The organism is Xanthomarina sp. GH4-25 (assembly GCF_045363175.1).
GTDB lineage: Bacteria > Bacteroidota > Bacteroidia > Flavobacteriales > Flavobacteriaceae > Xanthomarina.
The window spans coordinates 193,698-211,968 of sequence record NZ_JBJFLO010000002.1; the positions used below are offsets into that span (position 1 = coordinate 193,698).

The following is an 18,271-nucleotide window of genomic DNA, read 5'->3' on the forward strand; positions in this document are numbered from 1 at the left end:
ATTGATTTTGAAATTAATCATGCAATGACAAGACGTGCTTAAATATCTTTAAAAAGAGATTCATTTTGCAATTTTACATTGGTGTGTAATAATTTTTCATTTCTGCCACTAACTAATAAAAACAACACGATTGAGTAGCGATTTTTATAAAACATCCATTTTACCCTTTGCAGGAATAATCATCAAATTATGTAGAGCATATACCAACTCGCAAGAAGATTTTGAAGATTATTACCAAGAAGTGTGTTTACAAATTTGGAGGAGTAAAAACAACTTTCGTGAAGAATCGCAATGGAGTACTTGGGTGTATCGAATTTCATTAAACGTTTGTTTAACCTTACTTAAGAAAAAGAAAAATAATGTTCAACATTTTGTATCTGATTCTATAACTGCTGATGAAACTGAAGACAATTACGCGTTTTCAGACGAATCTCTAAATTTATTATATGATGCTATTCGAAAACTATCAGAAATTGATAGAGCCATTATTATGCTGTATTTAGAAGAAAAGTCGCAAAAGGAAATTGCCGAAATTATAGGTACAAACCCTAATAATATTGGTGTACGAGTTAAAAGAATTAAAACGAGATTAAAAAAAATATTAGATGGAAAGATCAATTGAAAATATCTGGAAAGAAGGTTTTCTTAAAAGTGATGCATTAATTGCACCAAAAATAAACAACCTATACAGCCAAAAATCAATTCATATCATTGATAAATTTAAAAGGATGTTTAAAATAAATTTGATAGCAATTGTTGCATTCTCATTTGCTTTTTTAATAGTCTCTTTCATTGTAGGTATTCCAATAACAGGTATCATATTTTTTGTTACACTTTCTGTTCTCGTTATTATAAATAAGAAGTTATTGAATGATTTAAACAAAATAGATTTGGGTGTAAGTAGTTCTCAATACCTAAAAACATTTAATCAATGGATACAAAAACAGATAGCAATCAATAAGAAAATCTCAAGATTTTTATATCCAATAATATTTATATCAATGGTTTTAGGATTTTGGTTTAAAGATGCAGAAGGTATGCCTTTAGGTGAGAGACTTGTAGGTGAGATTCTTATTGGTTTTCCAGATTCATATCTCATTTTTGGTGTTCCAGTAATAGGAATCATTATAGCATTAGTAATAATAGGTCTACTATTTCTTGTTGGAGGTCGAATTTATAAATGGGATTTAAACATAGTTTATGGAAGAATATTCAAAAAACTAGAAGAATTAATGACAGATATAGAAAGTCTAAGAAGCTAAACATCTCTTAACTGTCTGTGTTTACAGCTATTTATGCGATATTACAAATAAAAATATGTTTTGCATGTAATAAATTTTGTTTTCAGCCACTAACCAAGAAAACATTAATAATTATGACACTAAAAGATGCCATTAACCTTTTTGAAAGTTTAAAAACCGAAACAACAAAAAAATCTGAAATTAAAGTTTACGATAAATTTCTTCATATTTTAAATGAATTGAAAAACAGAGAATTTACAACTGATGAAATTCAATCTATAGAAGAAGAACTGAAAAGTTTACAATTAGAATCAAATCCTGAAAATAGAAAAAGATTTTTCAAAAAGGCACTTACTAAATTTGAAAACTATTTAAAAGATACGTTTTCCTTAACTACTAAAGGACACTACACAAACTTAAGTGTAAGTCTAGGAATATTATTTGGAGTCGTTTTTGGAGTTCTTATAGGTCAGCGTTTTGAAAAGTCTTTAGGGCTTTCCTTAGGAATTTGTTTAGGAATGTTCATTGGTGCATATATAGGTCGCAATAAAGATGCTAAAGCCAAAGCAGCCGGAAACATCCTCTAAAACCAATTGAACATTTAGGAAAATCTCTTTCATTCCTAAATTATTAACATTATTTCATCAATAACAGACAGCTAAAGAATATTTGGCTTATACAGCATCAATCAAAATTTAACGAACATGAAAACAATAACAATTACTATACTTTTAATAATACTCGCAATTACTAGTGTACTTTCTCAAGATATTTCAGGAGATTGGAATGGAGAAGCAAAAAGAGGAGATAAATCAATCACCTTCGTTTTTAACATAAAACAAGAAAATGCTACGTATTCAACTACTATGGATGTTCCAACGTTTAGAATTTCTGGTATTAAACCTTCAGCTACAGCTTTTACAGATGGAACCTTAATAATTGATGGCTCTAATGTTGGAATGAGTTACATAGGAATTTTTAATAATGAAGCGAAACAATTTGAAGGCACTTACAAAGAAGGTGGTATAGAAATGGCCTTAAACTTAAAAAAAGGTGCTATAGAAATAGCAGACCAAAAAAGACCTCAAGAACCAGTGAAGCCTTATCCATACTATGAAGAAGAAGTCCGTTTTAAAAATACAGAAGCCAAAGTTGAATTAGCAGGAACGTTAACATTACCCAATAAAAACGGAAAATTTCCGGTAGTAATATTAATTAGTGGAAGTGGTCCACAAGACAGAGATGAAAGTTTTATGGGACACAAACCGTTTTTAGTGCTGTCAGATTATTTAACAAAACAAGGTATTGGAGTATTGCGTTTTGATGATCGTGGTAATGGAGAATCTACAGGTGATTTTGGAAATGCAACAACTGAAGATTTTTCTAAAGATGTAATGAGTGCTATTGCATATTTAAAAACTAGAAACGATGTAGACAAAAAAAATATTGGTTTGATTGGACATAGTGAAGGTGGCATTATTGCGCCTTTAGTAGCAAATAACTCAAAAGATATTGCTTTTATCGTATTGCTTGCGTCTACAGGAATATCTGGAGCTGAATTATCTGTTATGCAATCTAAAACATTAAGGCAATTTCCAGTTAAAGATGAAGCATCTTATGAAAAAAACACAAGAAAAGCAATTGCAATTGTAACTTCTAATAAGAGTGATTTAGAAATTGAAAAAGAATTGACGACGCATTATAATGCGTTTATAAGACCAATTCTAACATCTTTAAACGTGCCAGAAGAGAAAATCAATTTATTTATTGAAAGTCAGTTAAAGACTAGTTTACAGCCTTGGTCGCGTTATTTTTTACAATATAATCCAGCCGATCAAATTGAAAAATTACAAATCCCAGTATTGTCATTAAATGGAAGTAAAGATTCTCAAGTAAATGCACAAATAAATCAAGAAGGCATACGAAAAGCATTGATAAAAGGCGGCAATAAAGATTATAAAATAGTAGAACTAGAAAATTTAAATCACTTTTTTCAAGTGTGTGAAACAGGAAAGATGGATGAATATAGAAAAATTGAACAAACCTTTTCTCCAACGGCTTTAAAAGAAATTTCTAATTGGATTTTAAAAAGAATCTAAATAATCATAAATTATACAATTGTAAAGATAAAGTGATAAACCATTTAACTAACTATAGCGAAAAAGAATGACGATATTTGAAATCGCCATAAAATAAAGATTAAAAAAAGAATTATGACGGGACCAAATAAGTACACCAAATTCCCTCTTGCCAATTATGACAGGCTTTGTTTTTTAAAGAATATTGTAAAAAACCCAAACATTAGTGTTGGAGATTATACTTATTACGATGATTTTGAAAATGTGGAGAACTTTGAGAAAAATGTAAAATACCATTTTGACTTTGTAGGCGACAAATTAATCATTGGAAAATTCTGTATGATTGCTTCTGATGTAAAATTCATAATGAATGGCGCAAATCATTTAACAGATGCCATGTCAACCTATCCGTTTGCAATTTTTGGAAATGGTTGGGAACATGCCATGGAAAGAAAATCCTATCCACAAAAGGGAAATATAAACATCGGAAATGACGTTTGGATAGGCTATAACGCAACAATTATGGCGGGAGTTACTATTGGCGACGGAGCCATTATAGCCACAAACGCAACGGTTGTAAAAGATGTAGAACCTTATTCTATAGTTGGTGGCAATCCAGCTAAAGAAATTAAAAAGCGTTTTTCAAAAGAAGTTATTGCAAAACTTTTAGAACTAAAATGGTGGGATTGGAGTATTGAAAAAATAACTGCAAATGTTGGGAATTTAACTAATAATGAAATTGGAAAACTGCAATAAATAGTCGAAATAACTGTAACAATTTCATCAAAAATAAGTCTTAAAATAAAAGAATATATAGATAATATGACAGTTTTAGTAGTAGGAGCAAGTGGTGCCACAGGAAGTCAATTAGTAGAACAACTTCTAATTCAAAATCACACAGTAAAAGTCATTGTAAGATCTCCTGAAAAGTTACCTGAATCATGGAAAACCAATGACAATCTCAAAATAATTGGCGCAAGTATATTAGAATTAACTGATATAGAAATGCGTGATATTGTAAGTGATTGTGATGCAGTTGCCTCTTGTCTTGGTCATAATCTCACTTTCAAAGGCATTTACGGACAGCCTAGAAAACTGGTAACAGATGCAACACGACGATTATGTAATGCTATACAATCAAATAATCAAAAAAGGCCTACAAAGTTTGTGTTAATGAATACCACGGGAAATCGTAATCGTGATTTAAACGAGTCCATATCATTTGCTCAAAAATGCGTTATTGGATTGCTACGTTTACTGTTGCCTCCACATGTTGATAATGAAAAAGCGGCAGACTATTTAAGAACACAAATTGGTCAGAACAATGAGTCTATTGATTGGGTTGCAGTGAGACCAGATGGTTTAATTAACGAAGACAACGTATCCAATTACGAGATATATCCTTCACCAACACGAAGTGCCATTTTTAATGCAGGTAAAGTAAGTCGTATTAATGTGGGGCATTTTATGGCAAGTTTAATCAATGATGACCATTTATGGACGAAATGGAAAGGGCAAATGCCTGTAATCTATAGTAAATCACATCAAAATTAAATTTTATTAGCCATAATGGAGTCTCTATATAAATCTGAAACAGGAAAACGTGAGATTTTAAATCTTTATAATCAAAAGTTAAAGGATTTAAATATCAACTATCAAAATCATGAGATTGAAACGGCTTTTGGTAAAACCAATGTAATTGTTACTGGAGATGCCACAAAACCACCAATATTAGTCGTTCATGGTTCAAATGGTTGTGCACCAATAGCTTTAGAAGCTTATTCTGGTCTAGAATCTCATTTTCAAGTTTTTGCAGTTGATGTGTTGGCGCAACCTAATAAAAGTGCTGAAACTCGATTATCTATGAAAAATGAGGACTACGGAAAATGGTTACATGAAGTCATTGACATTTTAGAACTAAAAAATGTAACACTTGCAGGGTTTTCGTTTGGTGGTTTGGTCATTTTAAAGGCATTAGAATTTAAAGATGCCAATATTAATGAAGTGTTTTTAACTGCACCTGCTTATATTGTTAATGGAAATCCATTACAAGCATTATTTAAAGTGTTTATACCAATGAAACGCTTTATGAAATCAAAAAAAACAAAATATGTAGAACGTTTTTTGAAGGAAGTGTTTACGGAAAAAGACGACTTTGCACTCCAATTTCTTTCAACAGTATTTTTACATTTTAAAATGGATTTCACGCCTGTTCCATTAATAAATAGGAGAGAAGCCAATGCAATAAAAACACCAATAACATTAATAACAGCAAAAAACGACTTGATGTTTCCTGGTGAGAAAATGATAAAACGTGCTAACAGAATTTTTCCTTCATTAAAGAAAACAGTACTTTTAAAGCATTCTAAACACGTTCAAAATAGAAATGATAATAAACGAATTGTAAATCTTATAAGTGATGAATTTGAATAAAATTATTGAGAGAAACTTATCAGGAAAAAAAGTTTTAGGGCTTTTTATGCTCACCAATCTTGTTTATGCTTTTATGTTGTTGGTTACCATTCCTAAAACTATGACATTCGCGAATGAAATGAAGTTATTAGACATGATGCCAACAGGCTATGATTTCGAGTATGTAAATAAACTTTTCAGTGCTTTAGGTAGTAATGGACGTGAAACATATCTAACCAATCAAATACCAGTAGATATGATCTATCCATTACTCTTTGGGATTACCTATTGTTTAGTGATGGCATATTTCCTAAAGAAAATAAACAAACTTAATGCACCGTATATGTATCTAGGTGTTTTGCCAATTATTGCAGGAATTGCAGATTATTTCGAAAACATAGGAATTATCGGAATGCTAAACAGTTATCCAGATATTACCGAAACTACAGTTAGTACTACCAACATGTTTTCAATTATAAAAAGCGTTTCTACTAGTGTATTCTTTATTTCTTTAATTTTAATCTTAATACTAGTTGCTATTAAATTTCTCAAGAAATCAATGAGCACCACTTAAAAAAGACCTTATACTAATTGGTCTATAAAGAGTTTTAAAGATCTAAATCATTTCATCCATACTATTTAACAGTTGGGTAATTCATAATTTATTTTTATTGCAATCTGAAATATATTTGTAGTCTAATAATCATAGTATGAACAGCAAAATCAGTAAAACCAAACTTATGTTACGTATAGCCTTATTAGTTGGAACCATTGTATCGTTATGGTTTGTGCCTTGGATATTAGTAAAGGCATGGATTAGACCTTTACCTAAAACAGTACAAGAACAAGTAGACCAAACATTGAGTTATGGTTTTGATGGTGTAATTGTTTATGTAGATCAAGCTGGCAAACCACCAGCTTTCTATACAGCAGGTTATCACAACCGCGAGAACAAGATACCAGCCAAGCCTGATGCCTTATTTAAAATTGGTAGTATTACTAAATTATATTTAGCTGTGGCTACAACTAAATTAGTTAAAGACAATAGATTGTCTTTAGATAAAACCCTAGGCGATTATTTGCCTGAGCTTGCTGAAAGAATTGAATATGCAGATAAAATCACCTTGAGAATGCTGTTACAACATAGGAGTGGCATTCCTAATTTTACTGACCATCCTGGTTATTGGAATAACCCACCTAAAACCCAAAACGAAAAACTGGAATTAGTACTTGATTTACCAGCTAACTTTAAACCTGATAAAAAATATGAATACTGCAACACGAATTATTTATTGCTTGAAAAAATTATTGATAAGGTTTTAGGGTATAAATTTAGCATATATATCAAGGACGAAATTTTGATACCTCTTGAACTCAACAATACGTTTAGCTCGCTTAGTGAAGTTAAAAATATTGATGAATTAATGAGTGGATATTATGTAGGTATTGATGAGGATTTAAAGACCAATGATTATGGCATGAATGGTTATGGTTCAATGATAGCTTCAGCACAAGATGTTGGTATATTCTTAAGGGCATTAAACGATGGCACAGTGTTTAATGAAGGGGAACAGGAACTATACTCTTACGTTTATGAACATGGAGGTCTTATTCCTGGTTACCAATGTATGGCAGAATATCATAAAGACATTGATGCAGTGGTTATACAGTTTATGAATACCACAGATTTTACAGGCTACCAATGGAATTTGCTTCAAATAACACATAACCGTGTTGTAAAAATCTTACGTAAAGCAAAGGATTTGTGAACATTAAATAGTAATAACCCAGTCGTGACAACTCTTAAACTAATATGTAAATGCAATACAACAAGATAATCTAGAACATTTTAATGATTTGCTTACTAATTCTCAAGGAAAAATAATTGAATAATCTACCTGCGCTGTCCAGAAAATTGCATGGCTTCACCTTTACCAAAACCATAGCTAATTCCAAAATTAACAAAACGACCACGTTGGCGACTGTTATATAAATAAAAATCTGGCTCAGAGGTTACCGTTTCATCCACACGAGTCGCAAAGACATCGCGAACACTTAAATTTAGTATAATACGTCCTTTTACTATTTTTTTTCTAACACCAAGATCTACAAAATTTATAGCAGAAACCTCCTGTTGCAAGGTTTTGTATTTAGAATTATAGTTTTCAGAGATTTCAAAATCAAAATCAGCTGGGAGTTTAACTTTTGCAGTTATGGTGGTGGACCATCTATTGCCTGTAAAATCAAACGACTGTAATTCAAAAAAACCATTTCTATCAAAATAATTAAAGTTAAAATCCCCATTAATTGTCAACCAATCTAACGGACGATACTTCCCATTAGCCTCAAAACCTGTCGTGTTGTTAGTGCCCACATTCTCAGGTCTGGAGATGCTTACATTGTTTTCAGAAACAGTAATGTATTCTATAACATCTGTGGTGTACCAATGATACAAACTCATACTAAAAGAAAGCTTATCAAATTTCTGAATGCCTGTTAGCTCATAAGAATTGGTATATTCGGGTTGTAATTCAGGATTCCCTTCAGAGATACTATAATTATTCCTAATATTAGAAAAAGGATTTAACTGCCTTAAACTGGGTCTGTTTATACGACTTGAATATCCCAGTTGCAACGAAAAATCATCAGATACTTTATAAGAAGCGTATGCACTTGGAAATAGGTTGGTATAGTTTTGATTATCAGTTTCGTTGGTAGTTTCCAATAAGGTATTAATAACGGTGTTTTCTAAACGCAAACCTAATTTAAAACCCCATTTGTTAGCCTCATAAGCAGCTGTTGTATAAGCAGCAAAGACATTCTGATTTAAATCAAAAATATTGGTTAAAAAAGGATCTTCAACCCAAACACCTCCTGTAAAATTAGACACAGCATAATCATTAGACACCTTGTTAAGGGTATATTGCGATCCTATCTCTAAAGTGTAATATTCTAAAAAAGGATAGGTATAATCTAATTTAAAAATATAATCCTCTAACTTATAATCGGTTCGAGATTCTTGTCTAAAGCTATCCATATCCCCAAAGATGGTTGTATTATTAAACTCGGAGGTCTGGTCTTTACGGAAATAGTTTCCCATAGCGCTAAACAATAACGTTTGATCTTCGTGACGCTTAAAATCGCTTTTGTATTGTAGCTCGTAACGTATTTTTGGGTTGGTAGCTTCCGTATTTTCATTTCTATTCCATTGGTCAGTAATGGCATTGGTAGCATCCGTTTGGTAGAATTCTGAAAAAGCCGTTTGATCTTCAACTTCATAGGCATAAGAACCAGACAAGGTAATCACATTTCTATCATTGATATAATAATCGGCACCAATAAGAATATTCCCAAACTTTTCATCAAACTCACTGTCACCAATGTTTGTAATGGTAATATCATCTATTAAATCGGCATTTATAGATTCAAATTCAGTAGGGTAGGTCCGTATTCCAAATCCTAACTGACTAAAAAGGTTGAATTTCTCAGTACGTTTATTAACACTTAAACCAAAGCTATTACTATTAGGAACACCAACATTTAAGGTGGCAGAACCATTTAAGCCTCGTTTTTCAGATTTCTTAAGAATAATATTTATAATACCCGAAGTACCTTGAGCATCATATTTAGCAGAAGGGTTGGTAATAACCTCAATACTTTCAATCATATCAGCTGTTATAATACCTAGCGCACTACCATCATCACCAGCTAAAACCGAAGGTTTCCCATTAACAAGTATTTGTACACCTTCATTCCCACGCAAACTAATAGCACCTTCAATATTAACACTAACTGAAGGCACATTATTTAATACTTCTAGAGCACTGGCACCAGAGGCGCTTAAATCTTTACCTACATTAAAAATGCGCTTATCCAATTTAAAAACTGTTTGAGAAGTTTCAGCTTGAATCAACACTTCATCCAGACCTTCTAATTGGGGTTCCAATAGAATCGTTTTTAAATCAATACTGTTGTTAACCGTGTTAAAAGTACGAATGCTTTTGGTGCTATAACCAATAAAACTAATGTCTATATAAAAATGGGTGGCATCCGTTTGTAATGAAAATCGCCCATCTTGAGCAGTAATAGTCCCTGTAATAGCTTCTTTTGTTTGAGAATCAACTATGGCAATAGTAGCATATTCAATAGGTGCATTGCTTTGGGTGTCTAAAACAAGACCCGTAATGCTTAGCTTGTCGTTTTGTGAAAAACTCATCATTTGGTGTAAAAACATAAAAATAAAAGCAACATAAAAAGACCGGATGTGAGACATAAATAAGGGTTCAAATTTTAAAATAGCAAATATAGCGAATAGCAGATAAGATATATCATCTTAAAGAGAAAGACAACCACAAGGTTTCTAACACTTGTCAACCTGAACCTGTTTCAGGGTCTTGTTATACAAAGAGTTTGTGTAGAGCATGTCGAACCATAGGAGGGAAGTGAAAATCGAACTTGTGAGATTCTCGAATTCTTTAAAATAAAATAAGTGCGCATGAGTAATGTGTGTGGAATGACTAATAATATATCTTATACATTTAAGTAAACAAATTATATTCTTTTGGAATTTCTACGCCATTAAATCCATTTGTTAGCCCATAAAGTATAGCTATAGCTACAAAAATTCCAATTATTAGAATGAAATACGCTTGTTTGTTAGGTAACATTCCAAATATACGAAGCTTCATTATTTTAAAATGTACAGCAGCAACATGCCCAAAAAACGAGAAGATAGCTAAACCATAATAAGGAATAAAAAACAAACTCAAAGGAAATATGTTGAGACCAGCAACTCCAAAATAAAAGTTGGTGTCTAAATTTAAAATAAGCCTACCTGACAATATTGCACTAACGTGGATTACTAAAAAAAACGCCAAATAAAGCCCTGACCAAATATGCAGTTTTTCAAAAAAACCTGAAGCAGTTCCACGTTTTTTTGAGAACAGTTTTACCCCAGTAATTATTTGAACTGCAACAGACAAAAGCAAAATGGTTTCGGCAAATACATTTCTATAAACAATTCTTAATTTCTCCATCAATTCAATATGAGCGTTTGAACCAAATAGGCTATACAAATGATTGAATAAGTGAAAGCCAACAAAAATGGATAGGATAATTCCAGAGAAGTAATGTAGTTTCTTTATGGTCATTTTAAACTGTTTTAAGTTCCAATTATCAATACTATTCCTATGGCTAAAAGTACAAGCCACCCTGGATGTTTTCCTTTAGTTCCAATGAGAACCAATAACGATGATAAAAACATAGTTAAGCCAATTGTTTTAACTATAAAGTCAATTAACTGTGATTCTTCTAAAATCGAAATTTTTATCAATATGGCTCCAAGACACCAACCAAAAACTGTAGCCAGATGCCAGGTTGCCCAAAGGATGCGCACATGCCTTTCCTTTAATTCTATGGTTTCTTTTGTAGGAACTAATTTTTCTTTATTTCTTATGTTTTTAAAAATCAAGTATTCACCAAGGATTGAGTGAGCAATTCCTAATAGAAAGCATAAAATTCCAGCTATGAAAAAGTAGATGTTCATTTATCTAATGTTTTTGTGGATTCCTTAGTTCACAACGCCACCAGTAATATAAAAAGCTGTTAAACTAATGGTATTAATAATTAAATGAGCCAATATAACTGGGAAAAACCTTCTTTTTGCAATTAAATAAATACTACCAAAAATAAGCGCTATAAATGTAGTTGTAATGATTCCTGCAATTCCTTGGTAGATATGCAACATACCAAATATTATGGCGTGAATTACCATAGCTGCTATCCAACCAATTTTATTTTTACCAAATACATCAGTAAGGCGATTGAGTAGAAACCCTCGCATTAATAATTCCTCTCCTAAAGCAGCACCAATCCAAACAACTGTTACAAGGTAAGTGATGAAGAGTATGGGGTTTCCAAGAAAAAACTGAAACCTATCGGCAACATCTGACGGTTTTTCCAATCCGAAGTGAGTAAGAATTGGGTCTAAAATAAGTCCCATTAGGAGGAATACAATAATCACTGTTAAGAAAGCTAATCCGATACTAGTAAGCCACTCTCGTTTCCCTTTTGGTAAAACCAACCCCAAATCTCTCCAAGTGGTTTTTCTTCTCCTCATAAAAATAGTGGCTATAAAAATGGCAGACCATATTGCTATAGAACCAGCACCATTGATTTCAAAATAATCTACAATCGATTTAATTGCAAGCATTATGGCTAATACACTAATAATCTCTAGTACGATGTTGACTTTATTTTTCATGCTTGATGATTGATTATGCGTTTTTTGAAGATGTAATAATGTTACGACGGTAAGTTTTGATGCTTGTTACTTTCTTTTTGCTGTTAAACGTTCTTTTCCATTAAAGAAAACAAATTGTGTATTGGTGGCATCAAAGGTTAAATACTTATTTGGAAATTGTCCTTTTATATGGAACTTGGTTTCTAAAATCGGGACAATTTCATACATGTAATTGCCTTCACTTCGTAAAATCAATGTGCCGTTTTGAAGAATAATTTCATCAACTTGACCATTTTCATATTGATAAATACCTTCATAATTTTTTAAGGCATTAGCGTTAAGCTCAATGGTATCAACAAAATCAACAGCTATTGTTTTGTCTATGGTTCGTTGGATGTTTTGTTTAGACACATCCTTACCATCATTAAAAACCATACTCAATTGTTGTATTTGTGCATCATCAGCAATGGCATCAGAATTTTTCCCTTCACTGTGAAGTTGTTTGATTCTGCTCATCCATTTTACCGAGCTTTCTCTATAAGTAGTAAGTTCATTTTTGGTGACGGTCAAATTTCCGTGAGCTGGTACTATAGCAGTAGTTGCATCTCCAAGAGCCAATGCTTTGTCAATGATACTTAAATGCCCTTTACTGCCACCACCATAATAAAAATGTGGAAAGGAATTGGTCATATAGGTATCTCCCATGAATACAACATTATTGCTTTTAAAGTGCACCAAAACGTCATCAAAAGTATGTGCAACAGTATGGTAAAGTTCTATTGTTTCATTACCCAAATTCAATGTATAAGTGTCTTTAAAAGTAACATCGTAAGTTGCATTTGTATATTTAGTATTTTCCTGTGAAATAATGGTTGCTCCTAAATCCTTAAAAAACGTATTTGCACCACTATGATCCATATGATGATGGGTGTTGATGACATATGTAACAGGTTTTTCAGACAGTTGTTTTATGGCGTTCAACAATTGTTCTTGATTGTTGTTTCCTGTCATTGGGTCAACTAAAAGAATCTCCTTCTCGCCAATATAAACGCCAACATTGGTGTTATAATTTGGATTTTTTAGGATGTATAAATTGTCTGTTATTTTTTGTTGGATAAAATCTGAATGCTTTGTAGTCTTACTTTCAGTTTGTGTTGTTTTGTTGGTTTCCTTTTTTGTTTTAGCTTCTGTACATGAGCTATTAAGGATTATAAAAATAGTTAATGAAAGAGTTTTAAGGTATTTCATAGGTTTCTAGTTATTAATAATAGTAATGATGTATTTCTTTATGCTGTAAATATGATGCTATAGGATAATAAGTAACATGTTAGAGTAATAAATGCTCCAATAAAAGGTACATTAAACCAATATTTCTTTCCAAGCCAAACATAAAATCCAGCTATTAATATATTCAAAAGGAAAAAGAAATGGTCTGATTGTAAAACATCAAAATACTTGAAGGCTATATATAGATTTATAATGCCAAAAAACAGCACTCCCATACTATGACTTGCATTAAAGCCAATCCATGCTTTCCACATGGTAGTGCGTTTAGTTAATATTGGGTAAGACGACTTCATTTCTGCAATAACATTTTGGTTTCTTGAAGAAAACTTATTGGTAAAGAATGTATAGGTTAAATGAATGCCTCCTAAAATAAAAAAAATTAAAGCGCCTATAAGCCATAAATACTGTGCAATAATTGTCATGGTTTTTTATTTTATATGTCAATAATTTGTTCAATCTCTTTTTTTACTTCTGTCATATATTTACTATCCAGTTCTTTATAACGCGTCATTTCATAAAAACCGATTAAATGCTTGTAGAGCAACGATGCTTTAATCTTTGCCTCTTTGTCCTTATAGCCATTTTCTTTCAACAATTCTTTTACATACTCAATTCTTTGATTATCAACATCGTCAATGATTTTTGAAATCATTTTGTCCTTAACAGCGTATCTTTTTAGGTAAAAAACAAAGTCTAAATACGGCATCTTGCTATAGGTTATCTCTATGAGTTTATTTAATTTTTGGGACGCATTATCTTCGGCACTTGTGATTTCAATGATTTTTTTCGTTTTGTTTTCTACCCAATAGTTAACCATCTGCCTTATAAATTCCTTTTTGGTCTTAAAATGCCAATAAAAACTGGATTTATTGCAGTTTAGGTTTTTAGCCATATTTTCAACCACTATGCCAGAAATTCCTTTTTCAGAAAACAATTTATAGCCAAGCTTTAACCAATCTTTTTTTTGTGCAACTATTTTAGGCATCTTATTAGACGTTAACGTTTAGTAAACAAATGTAAATTATTTATTGAACGTAACCGTTTATAAAAATGTTAATATTTTTATAATTCTAATTGTTTCCACCATCATATAATCAGATTTTAATTTATACAATCTATAAGTGTTGAAAGAAGAAAAACTTGAAATAATAAATGAACGACCTCATAAAATTTTGGTAAAACAGGAGTTTAAATTATTGCTTAACACATCAATTATTTAAATCTGCAAGTTGATGTGGCTGGGTAGTGAGCGTCCAAATTTTAGGCTATACCAATGCAATTATCCTGTGGATGATTGGATTTGGATATAACACTTTACTAAATGTTTCTTTCGAATCGTATTTAGCTAAAAATGTCTAGTAGACATTTTATTAACGCCAAATAGTCTAAAATATAGCGTAACGAGCCGTAATTGTTTCCAAAAATTTATGCAGTCTTGATTTTTTTGTTTCTTTTTTTATCAAGAAAAAAAGAATTAATAAAACCTTTAGAAGTTCAAAAAATTAAATTCTATTTTACATAATATTAATAGTTACAATTAAAAAAGTTTAAATAGTAACGAGAATAGAATAAGTGCTTAGAATTTTATCCTTCATAAAATTTAAGCTCTTATGGAATGCCACGAGACATGCGCAGCATTCACGAACACGTCTAAAACAATATTAACGACGTGAGTAATCGTCTAAATTTTTTTTTGACGTTCATTTTATCGAATACGCGATTTTTAATAAGCGCAAAAAGGTTAGCTTTTATTTTGGCGTTGATTTCTACCAATGTTAATCGCTTAGAATCGTTTAAAAAATAAAATCTTGATCATTGTACAGAATATTCTAATTAAACGAGAAGCTCTATTTTACATAGTATCATTATAGCTACACATTTAAATTATTCTAACGAAGCCACAATTAGCTTGTCATAATTACTATCGATATAAGTCTGCGACGTTATATCTGTAATTATGTCAAATATCGCCTAAAAGGCTATTTCTCTAACTGTTATAAAATGTACTATAATGTTCTGCGTTATGTAACTTGAGCTTTGGTAAAAGCGAAAGTTTAATACATTATTTCCTTTATTTTTTTCTTTACAAATGTTTCTCTAGGATGTTAATGGAACACTCTTTTTACGAAACGACGGTAGGAGAGTAGTAGAATGTGTGTGAAATGGATAAATATATTAGCGCTATTATCATAATAAATAGTTAATAATGATTCATTTTTGAGATTTTTTCGTAAATTTAATTGATTTATATTAAAAAAATGTTTTATTTGTTCAATAAATAACGAGTTATCCGTATGTTAATAGAGTTTAATACAACAAATAATAGGTCTTTTAGAAAGAATAATAGACTAAGCTTGATTGCTGCTTCAATCAAAGATTTAGAAAATGAAGCTGTAATAGAATTGGAAAGAATGAATCTACTTAAATGTGCTGTAATATATGGTGCTAATGCAAGTGGTAAATCAAATTTTTTAGATTCTATTGCTCAAATGAGATGGTTAGTTAAAAACTCATCGAAAGAATCACTTGCAAACGACCCTCTTAATATCAAACCTTATTTACTTGATAATTTTTCTGAGAAAAAACCAACTCTATTTGAAATGATTTTTTATATAGGCAAAACTAAGTATCGCTATGGTTTTGAAGCCACTAATAAAAGGTTTGTTTCAGAGTGGTTATTTGAAACTTTAAGAAAGCAAGAAAAGCCTTTGTTTATTCGTGATATGGATAATATTCAAATGGTTGAAAAATTTTCAGAAGGAGATCGTTTAGAAGATAAAACAAGACCCAATGCTCTTTTCTTATCAGTAGCTGCACAATTCAATGGTGAAATTTCAAATAAAATTGTAGAATGGTTTAGAATGTGTAATTTTCTTCATGGAATTAATGATGCTAATTATTTTGATATTACCGCTGAAATGTTAGAAGATAAAAAGACCTCAAAAATGGTTCTTGATTTTATAAAATTAGCTGATTTAGGTATTAATAATTTAAAATTAAATGAATTAGAAAATGAGTTTTCTGATTTTAGTGAAGATATTTTCTCGAAAAAAGGTAAGAAACATTATAAGAAAATTCTAGAGGAATTAAAAAGTGAAACAGTAGCCGACATAACAACATTTCATGATGTTTATGACAGTAAGAATAAGAAAGTAGGTGAAGTAGAGTTTTCTCTTAATGATCAAGAATCTCATGGTACAAATAAATTTTTTAATATTGTTGGGCCAATAATCCATACGATATTAACCGGAACAATATTAATTATAGATGAGTTTAATACTAGGTTGCATCCATTATTAACAAGGAAGATTATTGAATTATTTAATAGTAAAGAAGGTAATCCAAATAATGCTCAATTAATTTTTAGCACACATGATACTAATTTATTAGATAGAGATATCTTTAGGAGAGATCAAATATATTTTGCAGAAAAAGATAACTATGGTGAATCGCATTTATATTCATTAATTGAATATAAACCTAGAAATGATGAAGCGTACGAGAAAAACTACATTAGCGGAAAATACGGAGCTATTCCATTTATTGGTGATTTTGATTCAATAATGAAACATCGACGTAAAAGAACTAAAAAAGTAACGAATGGCTAGAGTTACTAAAATAGACAATGCAATCTTAAAAAGATTAAATAGAAAGGCAGAGAGAGATGCTAGAATAGTAGAGAATAAACCAACCAGAAAATATTATTTACTGTTTTGTGAAGGAGCAAGAACAGAACCTAATTATTTTATTTCTTTAAAAAATGTGCTACCTGTTAATTTAGTTCAAGTAGATATTGACCCAAGTGGTGGGAAAAATACACTGTCATTGGTTAATCATGCAATTAAAATGATGCCTAGATATCAAAGAATAAATTCAACTATTGAATTTGAAGTGTGGATTATTTTTGATAAAGATTCATTTCCTTCTGCAAATTTTGAAAATGCAATAAATAAGGCTAATGCACATGGCTATAATTGTGCTTATTCAAATGAAGCATTTGAATTATGGTATTTATTACATTTTGAAGATTATCAAAATGCTATAAGCCGAAAAGATTATTCCAAATTGTTAAGCAATCATTTGAATAAAAAGTATCTCAAAAATGACCCTGATATTTATAATTTACTGCAAACATTAGAAACAAGTAGAGAAGATTTAGCAATCCAAAGAGCTATAAATTTAGAAAAAATACATAATGGTAAGTCACGAGCAAATTCAAATCCAGTCACAAGGGTATATAAACTTGTTGAAGAATTAAATTCATATAAAGAAGAAGATGAATAATTTCTTTTACCTGACCTCATAAAATTTTGGTAAAACAATAGGAGAGTGGAGCGTCCATATTTTAGGGGTCTAGAAATACAGTTTCCTAATAGTTTCTATTATACAAGGGATTTCAAAACAATCTTAATGGGTTACACTGTTTCCTAAAATATAGTGTAATGAACCGTAATTGTTTCCAAAAGTTTATGCAGTCTTGATTTTTTTGTTTCTTTTTTTATCAAGAAAAAAAGATATAATCAAACCTTTAAAAGTTCAAATTCTCAATTTCTATTTTACATAATATTAATAGTTACAATCAAAAAAAGTTAAAATAGAAACGAGAATAGCAACGAGAATAGAATAAGTGCTTAGAATTTTATCCTTCATAAAATTTAAGCTCTTATGGAATGTCATGAGAATCGCCTAGAAAAAAATATGAAGCACAATTATTCAAATACGCTAAAATTTAAATTACAGCAAAAAGGTTAGCTTTTATTTTGGCGTTGGCAAGCGTTGGATAATTGTGTGTAAAATAAATTGCCAGAGCAATTTGATTTTATAAAACAATCGAGCGCTTGGTAGCGGCTATTTTACATAACGGCTAATTATAGATACAAATGTTTTATAAACGCTGCGAAGCAAACCGCTTATTAGTTTAATGACCCAAGTTCCAATTATTCTTATGAAAACGAATGCTTCTGGGATATTTTACATAATACTACATTATAGCTATCAAATGGACTCCTCTC

General features: G+C 30.8%; 18 protein-coding genes. 11 read left to right on the forward strand and 7 right to left on the reverse strand.

Annotated features, from left to right (window positions below; all coding sequences use genetic code 11):
- The first annotated feature begins 130 nt into the window (after positions 1-130).
- The 9 genes from ACI5KZ_RS03545 to ACI5KZ_RS03585 all read left to right on the forward strand — a co-directional run bounded on the left by ACI5KZ_RS03545 (position 131) and on the right by ACI5KZ_RS03585 (position 7,500).
- Complete coding sequence (locus tag ACI5KZ_RS03545; RefSeq protein ID WP_406846907.1) at positions 131-622, forward strand: RNA polymerase sigma factor; 492 nt, start codon at positions 131-133, stop codon at positions 620-622.
- Positions 606-1,262: a hypothetical protein gene (locus ACI5KZ_RS03550; protein WP_406846908.1), complete on the forward strand. Its 657-nt coding sequence runs from the start codon at positions 606-608 to the stop codon at positions 1,260-1,262. Before ACI5KZ_RS03545 ends, ACI5KZ_RS03550 begins: the two co-directional genes overlap by 17 nt.
- Before the next feature lie 113 nt (positions 1,263-1,375).
- Entirely contained in the window at positions 1,376-1,828 is a 453-nt protein-coding gene (locus ACI5KZ_RS03555; protein ID WP_406846909.1) for a hypothetical protein, read from the forward strand.
- 117 nt (positions 1,829-1,945) lie between these two features.
- Entirely contained in the window at positions 1,946-3,340 is a 1,395-nt protein-coding gene (locus ACI5KZ_RS03560; RefSeq protein WP_406846910.1) for an alpha/beta hydrolase family protein, read from the forward strand.
- 114 nt (positions 3,341-3,454) lie between these two features.
- The gene (locus ACI5KZ_RS03565; protein WP_406846911.1) at positions 3,455-4,075 is read left to right on the forward strand and encodes a CatB-related O-acetyltransferase; all 621 of its coding nucleotides are present in this window, start codon (positions 3,455-3,457) and stop codon (positions 4,073-4,075) included.
- A gap of 66 nt (positions 4,076-4,141) precedes the next feature.
- Complete coding sequence (locus ACI5KZ_RS03570) at positions 4,142-4,873, forward strand: NAD(P)-dependent oxidoreductase (protein WP_406846912.1); 732 nt, start codon at positions 4,142-4,144, stop codon at positions 4,871-4,873.
- A gap of 15 nt (positions 4,874-4,888) precedes the next feature.
- Positions 4,889-5,752, forward strand: a complete 864-nt coding sequence (locus ACI5KZ_RS03575) for an alpha/beta fold hydrolase (protein WP_406846913.1) — start codon at positions 4,889-4,891, stop codon at positions 5,750-5,752.
- Positions 5,745-6,305, forward strand: coding sequence for a hypothetical protein (locus ACI5KZ_RS03580; protein WP_406846914.1), 561 nt, complete (start codon positions 5,745-5,747; stop codon positions 6,303-6,305). The genes ACI5KZ_RS03575 and ACI5KZ_RS03580 overlap by 8 nt, the downstream gene beginning before the upstream one ends.
- A gap of 136 nt (positions 6,306-6,441) precedes the next feature.
- Positions 6,442-7,500 carry a serine hydrolase gene (locus tag ACI5KZ_RS03585; protein WP_109309477.1) on the forward strand — a complete coding sequence of 353 codons (1,059 nt, stop codon included), beginning with the start codon at positions 6,442-6,444 and terminating at the stop codon, positions 7,498-7,500.
- A 125-nt stretch (positions 7,501-7,625) separates the two neighbouring features.
- Here the strand turns inward: ACI5KZ_RS03585 and ACI5KZ_RS03590 are convergent, their stop codons facing one another.
- The 7 genes from ACI5KZ_RS03590 to ACI5KZ_RS03620 form a co-directional block, all read right to left on the reverse strand.
- Positions 7,626-10,004, reverse strand: a complete 2,379-nt coding sequence (locus tag ACI5KZ_RS03590) for a TonB-dependent receptor domain-containing protein (protein WP_406846915.1) — start codon at positions 10,002-10,004, stop codon at positions 7,626-7,628.
- Between the two features lie 265 nt (positions 10,005-10,269).
- On the reverse strand, positions 10,270-10,881 hold the full coding sequence (locus ACI5KZ_RS03595) for a hypothetical protein (protein ID WP_406846916.1): 612 nt from the start codon (positions 10,879-10,881) through the stop codon (positions 10,270-10,272).
- An 11-nt stretch (positions 10,882-10,892) separates the two neighbouring features.
- Positions 10,893-11,276, reverse strand: coding sequence for a hypothetical protein (locus tag ACI5KZ_RS03600; protein ID WP_406846917.1), 384 nt, complete (start codon positions 11,274-11,276; stop codon positions 10,893-10,895).
- Between the two features lie 24 nt (positions 11,277-11,300).
- Positions 11,301-11,993, reverse strand: a complete 693-nt coding sequence (locus tag ACI5KZ_RS03605) for a CPBP family intramembrane glutamic endopeptidase (RefSeq protein WP_406846918.1) — start codon at positions 11,991-11,993, stop codon at positions 11,301-11,303.
- Positions 11,994-12,059: 66 nt separating this feature from the next.
- Positions 12,060-13,220 (reverse strand): MBL fold metallo-hydrolase, encoded by a 1,161-nt coding sequence (locus ACI5KZ_RS03610; protein WP_406846919.1) that lies wholly within the window; start codon positions 13,218-13,220, stop codon positions 12,060-12,062.
- Positions 13,221-13,258: 38 nt separating this feature from the next.
- Positions 13,259-13,681, reverse strand: a complete 423-nt coding sequence (locus tag ACI5KZ_RS03615) for an LIC_13387 family protein (protein ID WP_406846920.1) — start codon at positions 13,679-13,681, stop codon at positions 13,259-13,261.
- 11 nt (positions 13,682-13,692) lie between these two features.
- The gene (locus ACI5KZ_RS03620) at positions 13,693-14,244 is read right to left on the reverse strand and encodes a TetR/AcrR family transcriptional regulator (RefSeq protein ID WP_406846921.1); all 552 of its coding nucleotides are present in this window, start codon (positions 14,242-14,244) and stop codon (positions 13,693-13,695) included.
- Positions 14,245-15,553: 1,309 nt separating this feature from the next.
- Between ACI5KZ_RS03620 and ACI5KZ_RS03625 the strand changes: the two genes are divergently transcribed.
- Entirely contained in the window at positions 15,554-16,867 is a 1,314-nt protein-coding gene (locus tag ACI5KZ_RS03625) for an ATP/GTP-binding protein (protein WP_406846922.1), read from the forward strand.
- Positions 16,860-17,543 (forward strand): RloB family protein, encoded by a 684-nt coding sequence (locus ACI5KZ_RS03630; protein ID WP_406846923.1) that lies wholly within the window; start codon positions 16,860-16,862, stop codon positions 17,541-17,543. The genes ACI5KZ_RS03625 and ACI5KZ_RS03630 overlap by 8 nt, the downstream gene beginning before the upstream one ends.
- The last annotated feature ends 728 nt before the right edge of the window (positions 17,544-18,271 follow it).

Excerpts from the sequence above, each read along its gene's own strand:
- ACI5KZ_RS03550 (WP_406846908.1), top strand. The coding sequence starts at position 606 with ATGGAAAGATCAATTGAAAATATCTGGAAAGAAGGTTTTCTTAAAAGT.
- ACI5KZ_RS03555 (WP_406846909.1), top strand. The coding sequence starts at position 1,376 with ATGACACTAAAAGATGCCATTAACCTTTTTGAAAGTTTAAAAACCGAA.
- ACI5KZ_RS03560 (WP_406846910.1), top strand. The coding sequence starts at position 1,946 with ATGAAAACAATAACAATTACTATACTTTTAATAATACTCGCAATTACT.
- ACI5KZ_RS03565 (WP_406846911.1), top strand. The coding sequence starts at position 3,455 with ATGACGGGACCAAATAAGTACACCAAATTCCCTCTTGCCAATTATGAC.
- ACI5KZ_RS03570 (WP_406846912.1), top strand. The coding sequence starts at position 4,142 with ATGACAGTTTTAGTAGTAGGAGCAAGTGGTGCCACAGGAAGTCAATTA.
- ACI5KZ_RS03575 (WP_406846913.1), top strand. The coding sequence starts at position 4,889 with ATGGAGTCTCTATATAAATCTGAAACAGGAAAACGTGAGATTTTAAAT.
- ACI5KZ_RS03585 (WP_109309477.1), top strand. The coding sequence starts at position 6,442 with ATGAACAGCAAAATCAGTAAAACCAAACTTATGTTACGTATAGCCTTA.
- ACI5KZ_RS03590 (WP_406846915.1), bottom strand. The coding sequence starts at position 10,004 with ATGTCTCACATCCGGTCTTTTTATGTTGCTTTTATTTTTATGTTTTTA.
- ACI5KZ_RS03595 (WP_406846916.1), bottom strand. The coding sequence starts at position 10,881 with ATGACCATAAAGAAACTACATTACTTCTCTGGAATTATCCTATCCATT.
- ACI5KZ_RS03600 (WP_406846917.1), bottom strand. The coding sequence starts at position 11,276 with ATGAACATCTACTTTTTCATAGCTGGAATTTTATGCTTTCTATTAGGA.
- ACI5KZ_RS03605 (WP_406846918.1), bottom strand. The coding sequence starts at position 11,993 with ATGAAAAATAAAGTCAACATCGTACTAGAGATTATTAGTGTATTAGCC.
- ACI5KZ_RS03610 (WP_406846919.1), bottom strand. The coding sequence starts at position 13,220 with ATGAAATACCTTAAAACTCTTTCATTAACTATTTTTATAATCCTTAAT.
- ACI5KZ_RS03615 (WP_406846920.1), bottom strand. The coding sequence starts at position 13,681 with ATGACAATTATTGCACAGTATTTATGGCTTATAGGCGCTTTAATTTTT.
- ACI5KZ_RS03620 (WP_406846921.1), bottom strand. The coding sequence starts at position 14,244 with ATGCCTAAAATAGTTGCACAAAAAAAAGATTGGTTAAAGCTTGGCTAT.
- ACI5KZ_RS03625 (WP_406846922.1), top strand. The coding sequence starts at position 15,554 with ATGTTAATAGAGTTTAATACAACAAATAATAGGTCTTTTAGAAAGAAT.
- ACI5KZ_RS03630 (WP_406846923.1), top strand. The coding sequence starts at position 16,860 with ATGGCTAGAGTTACTAAAATAGACAATGCAATCTTAAAAAGATTAAAT.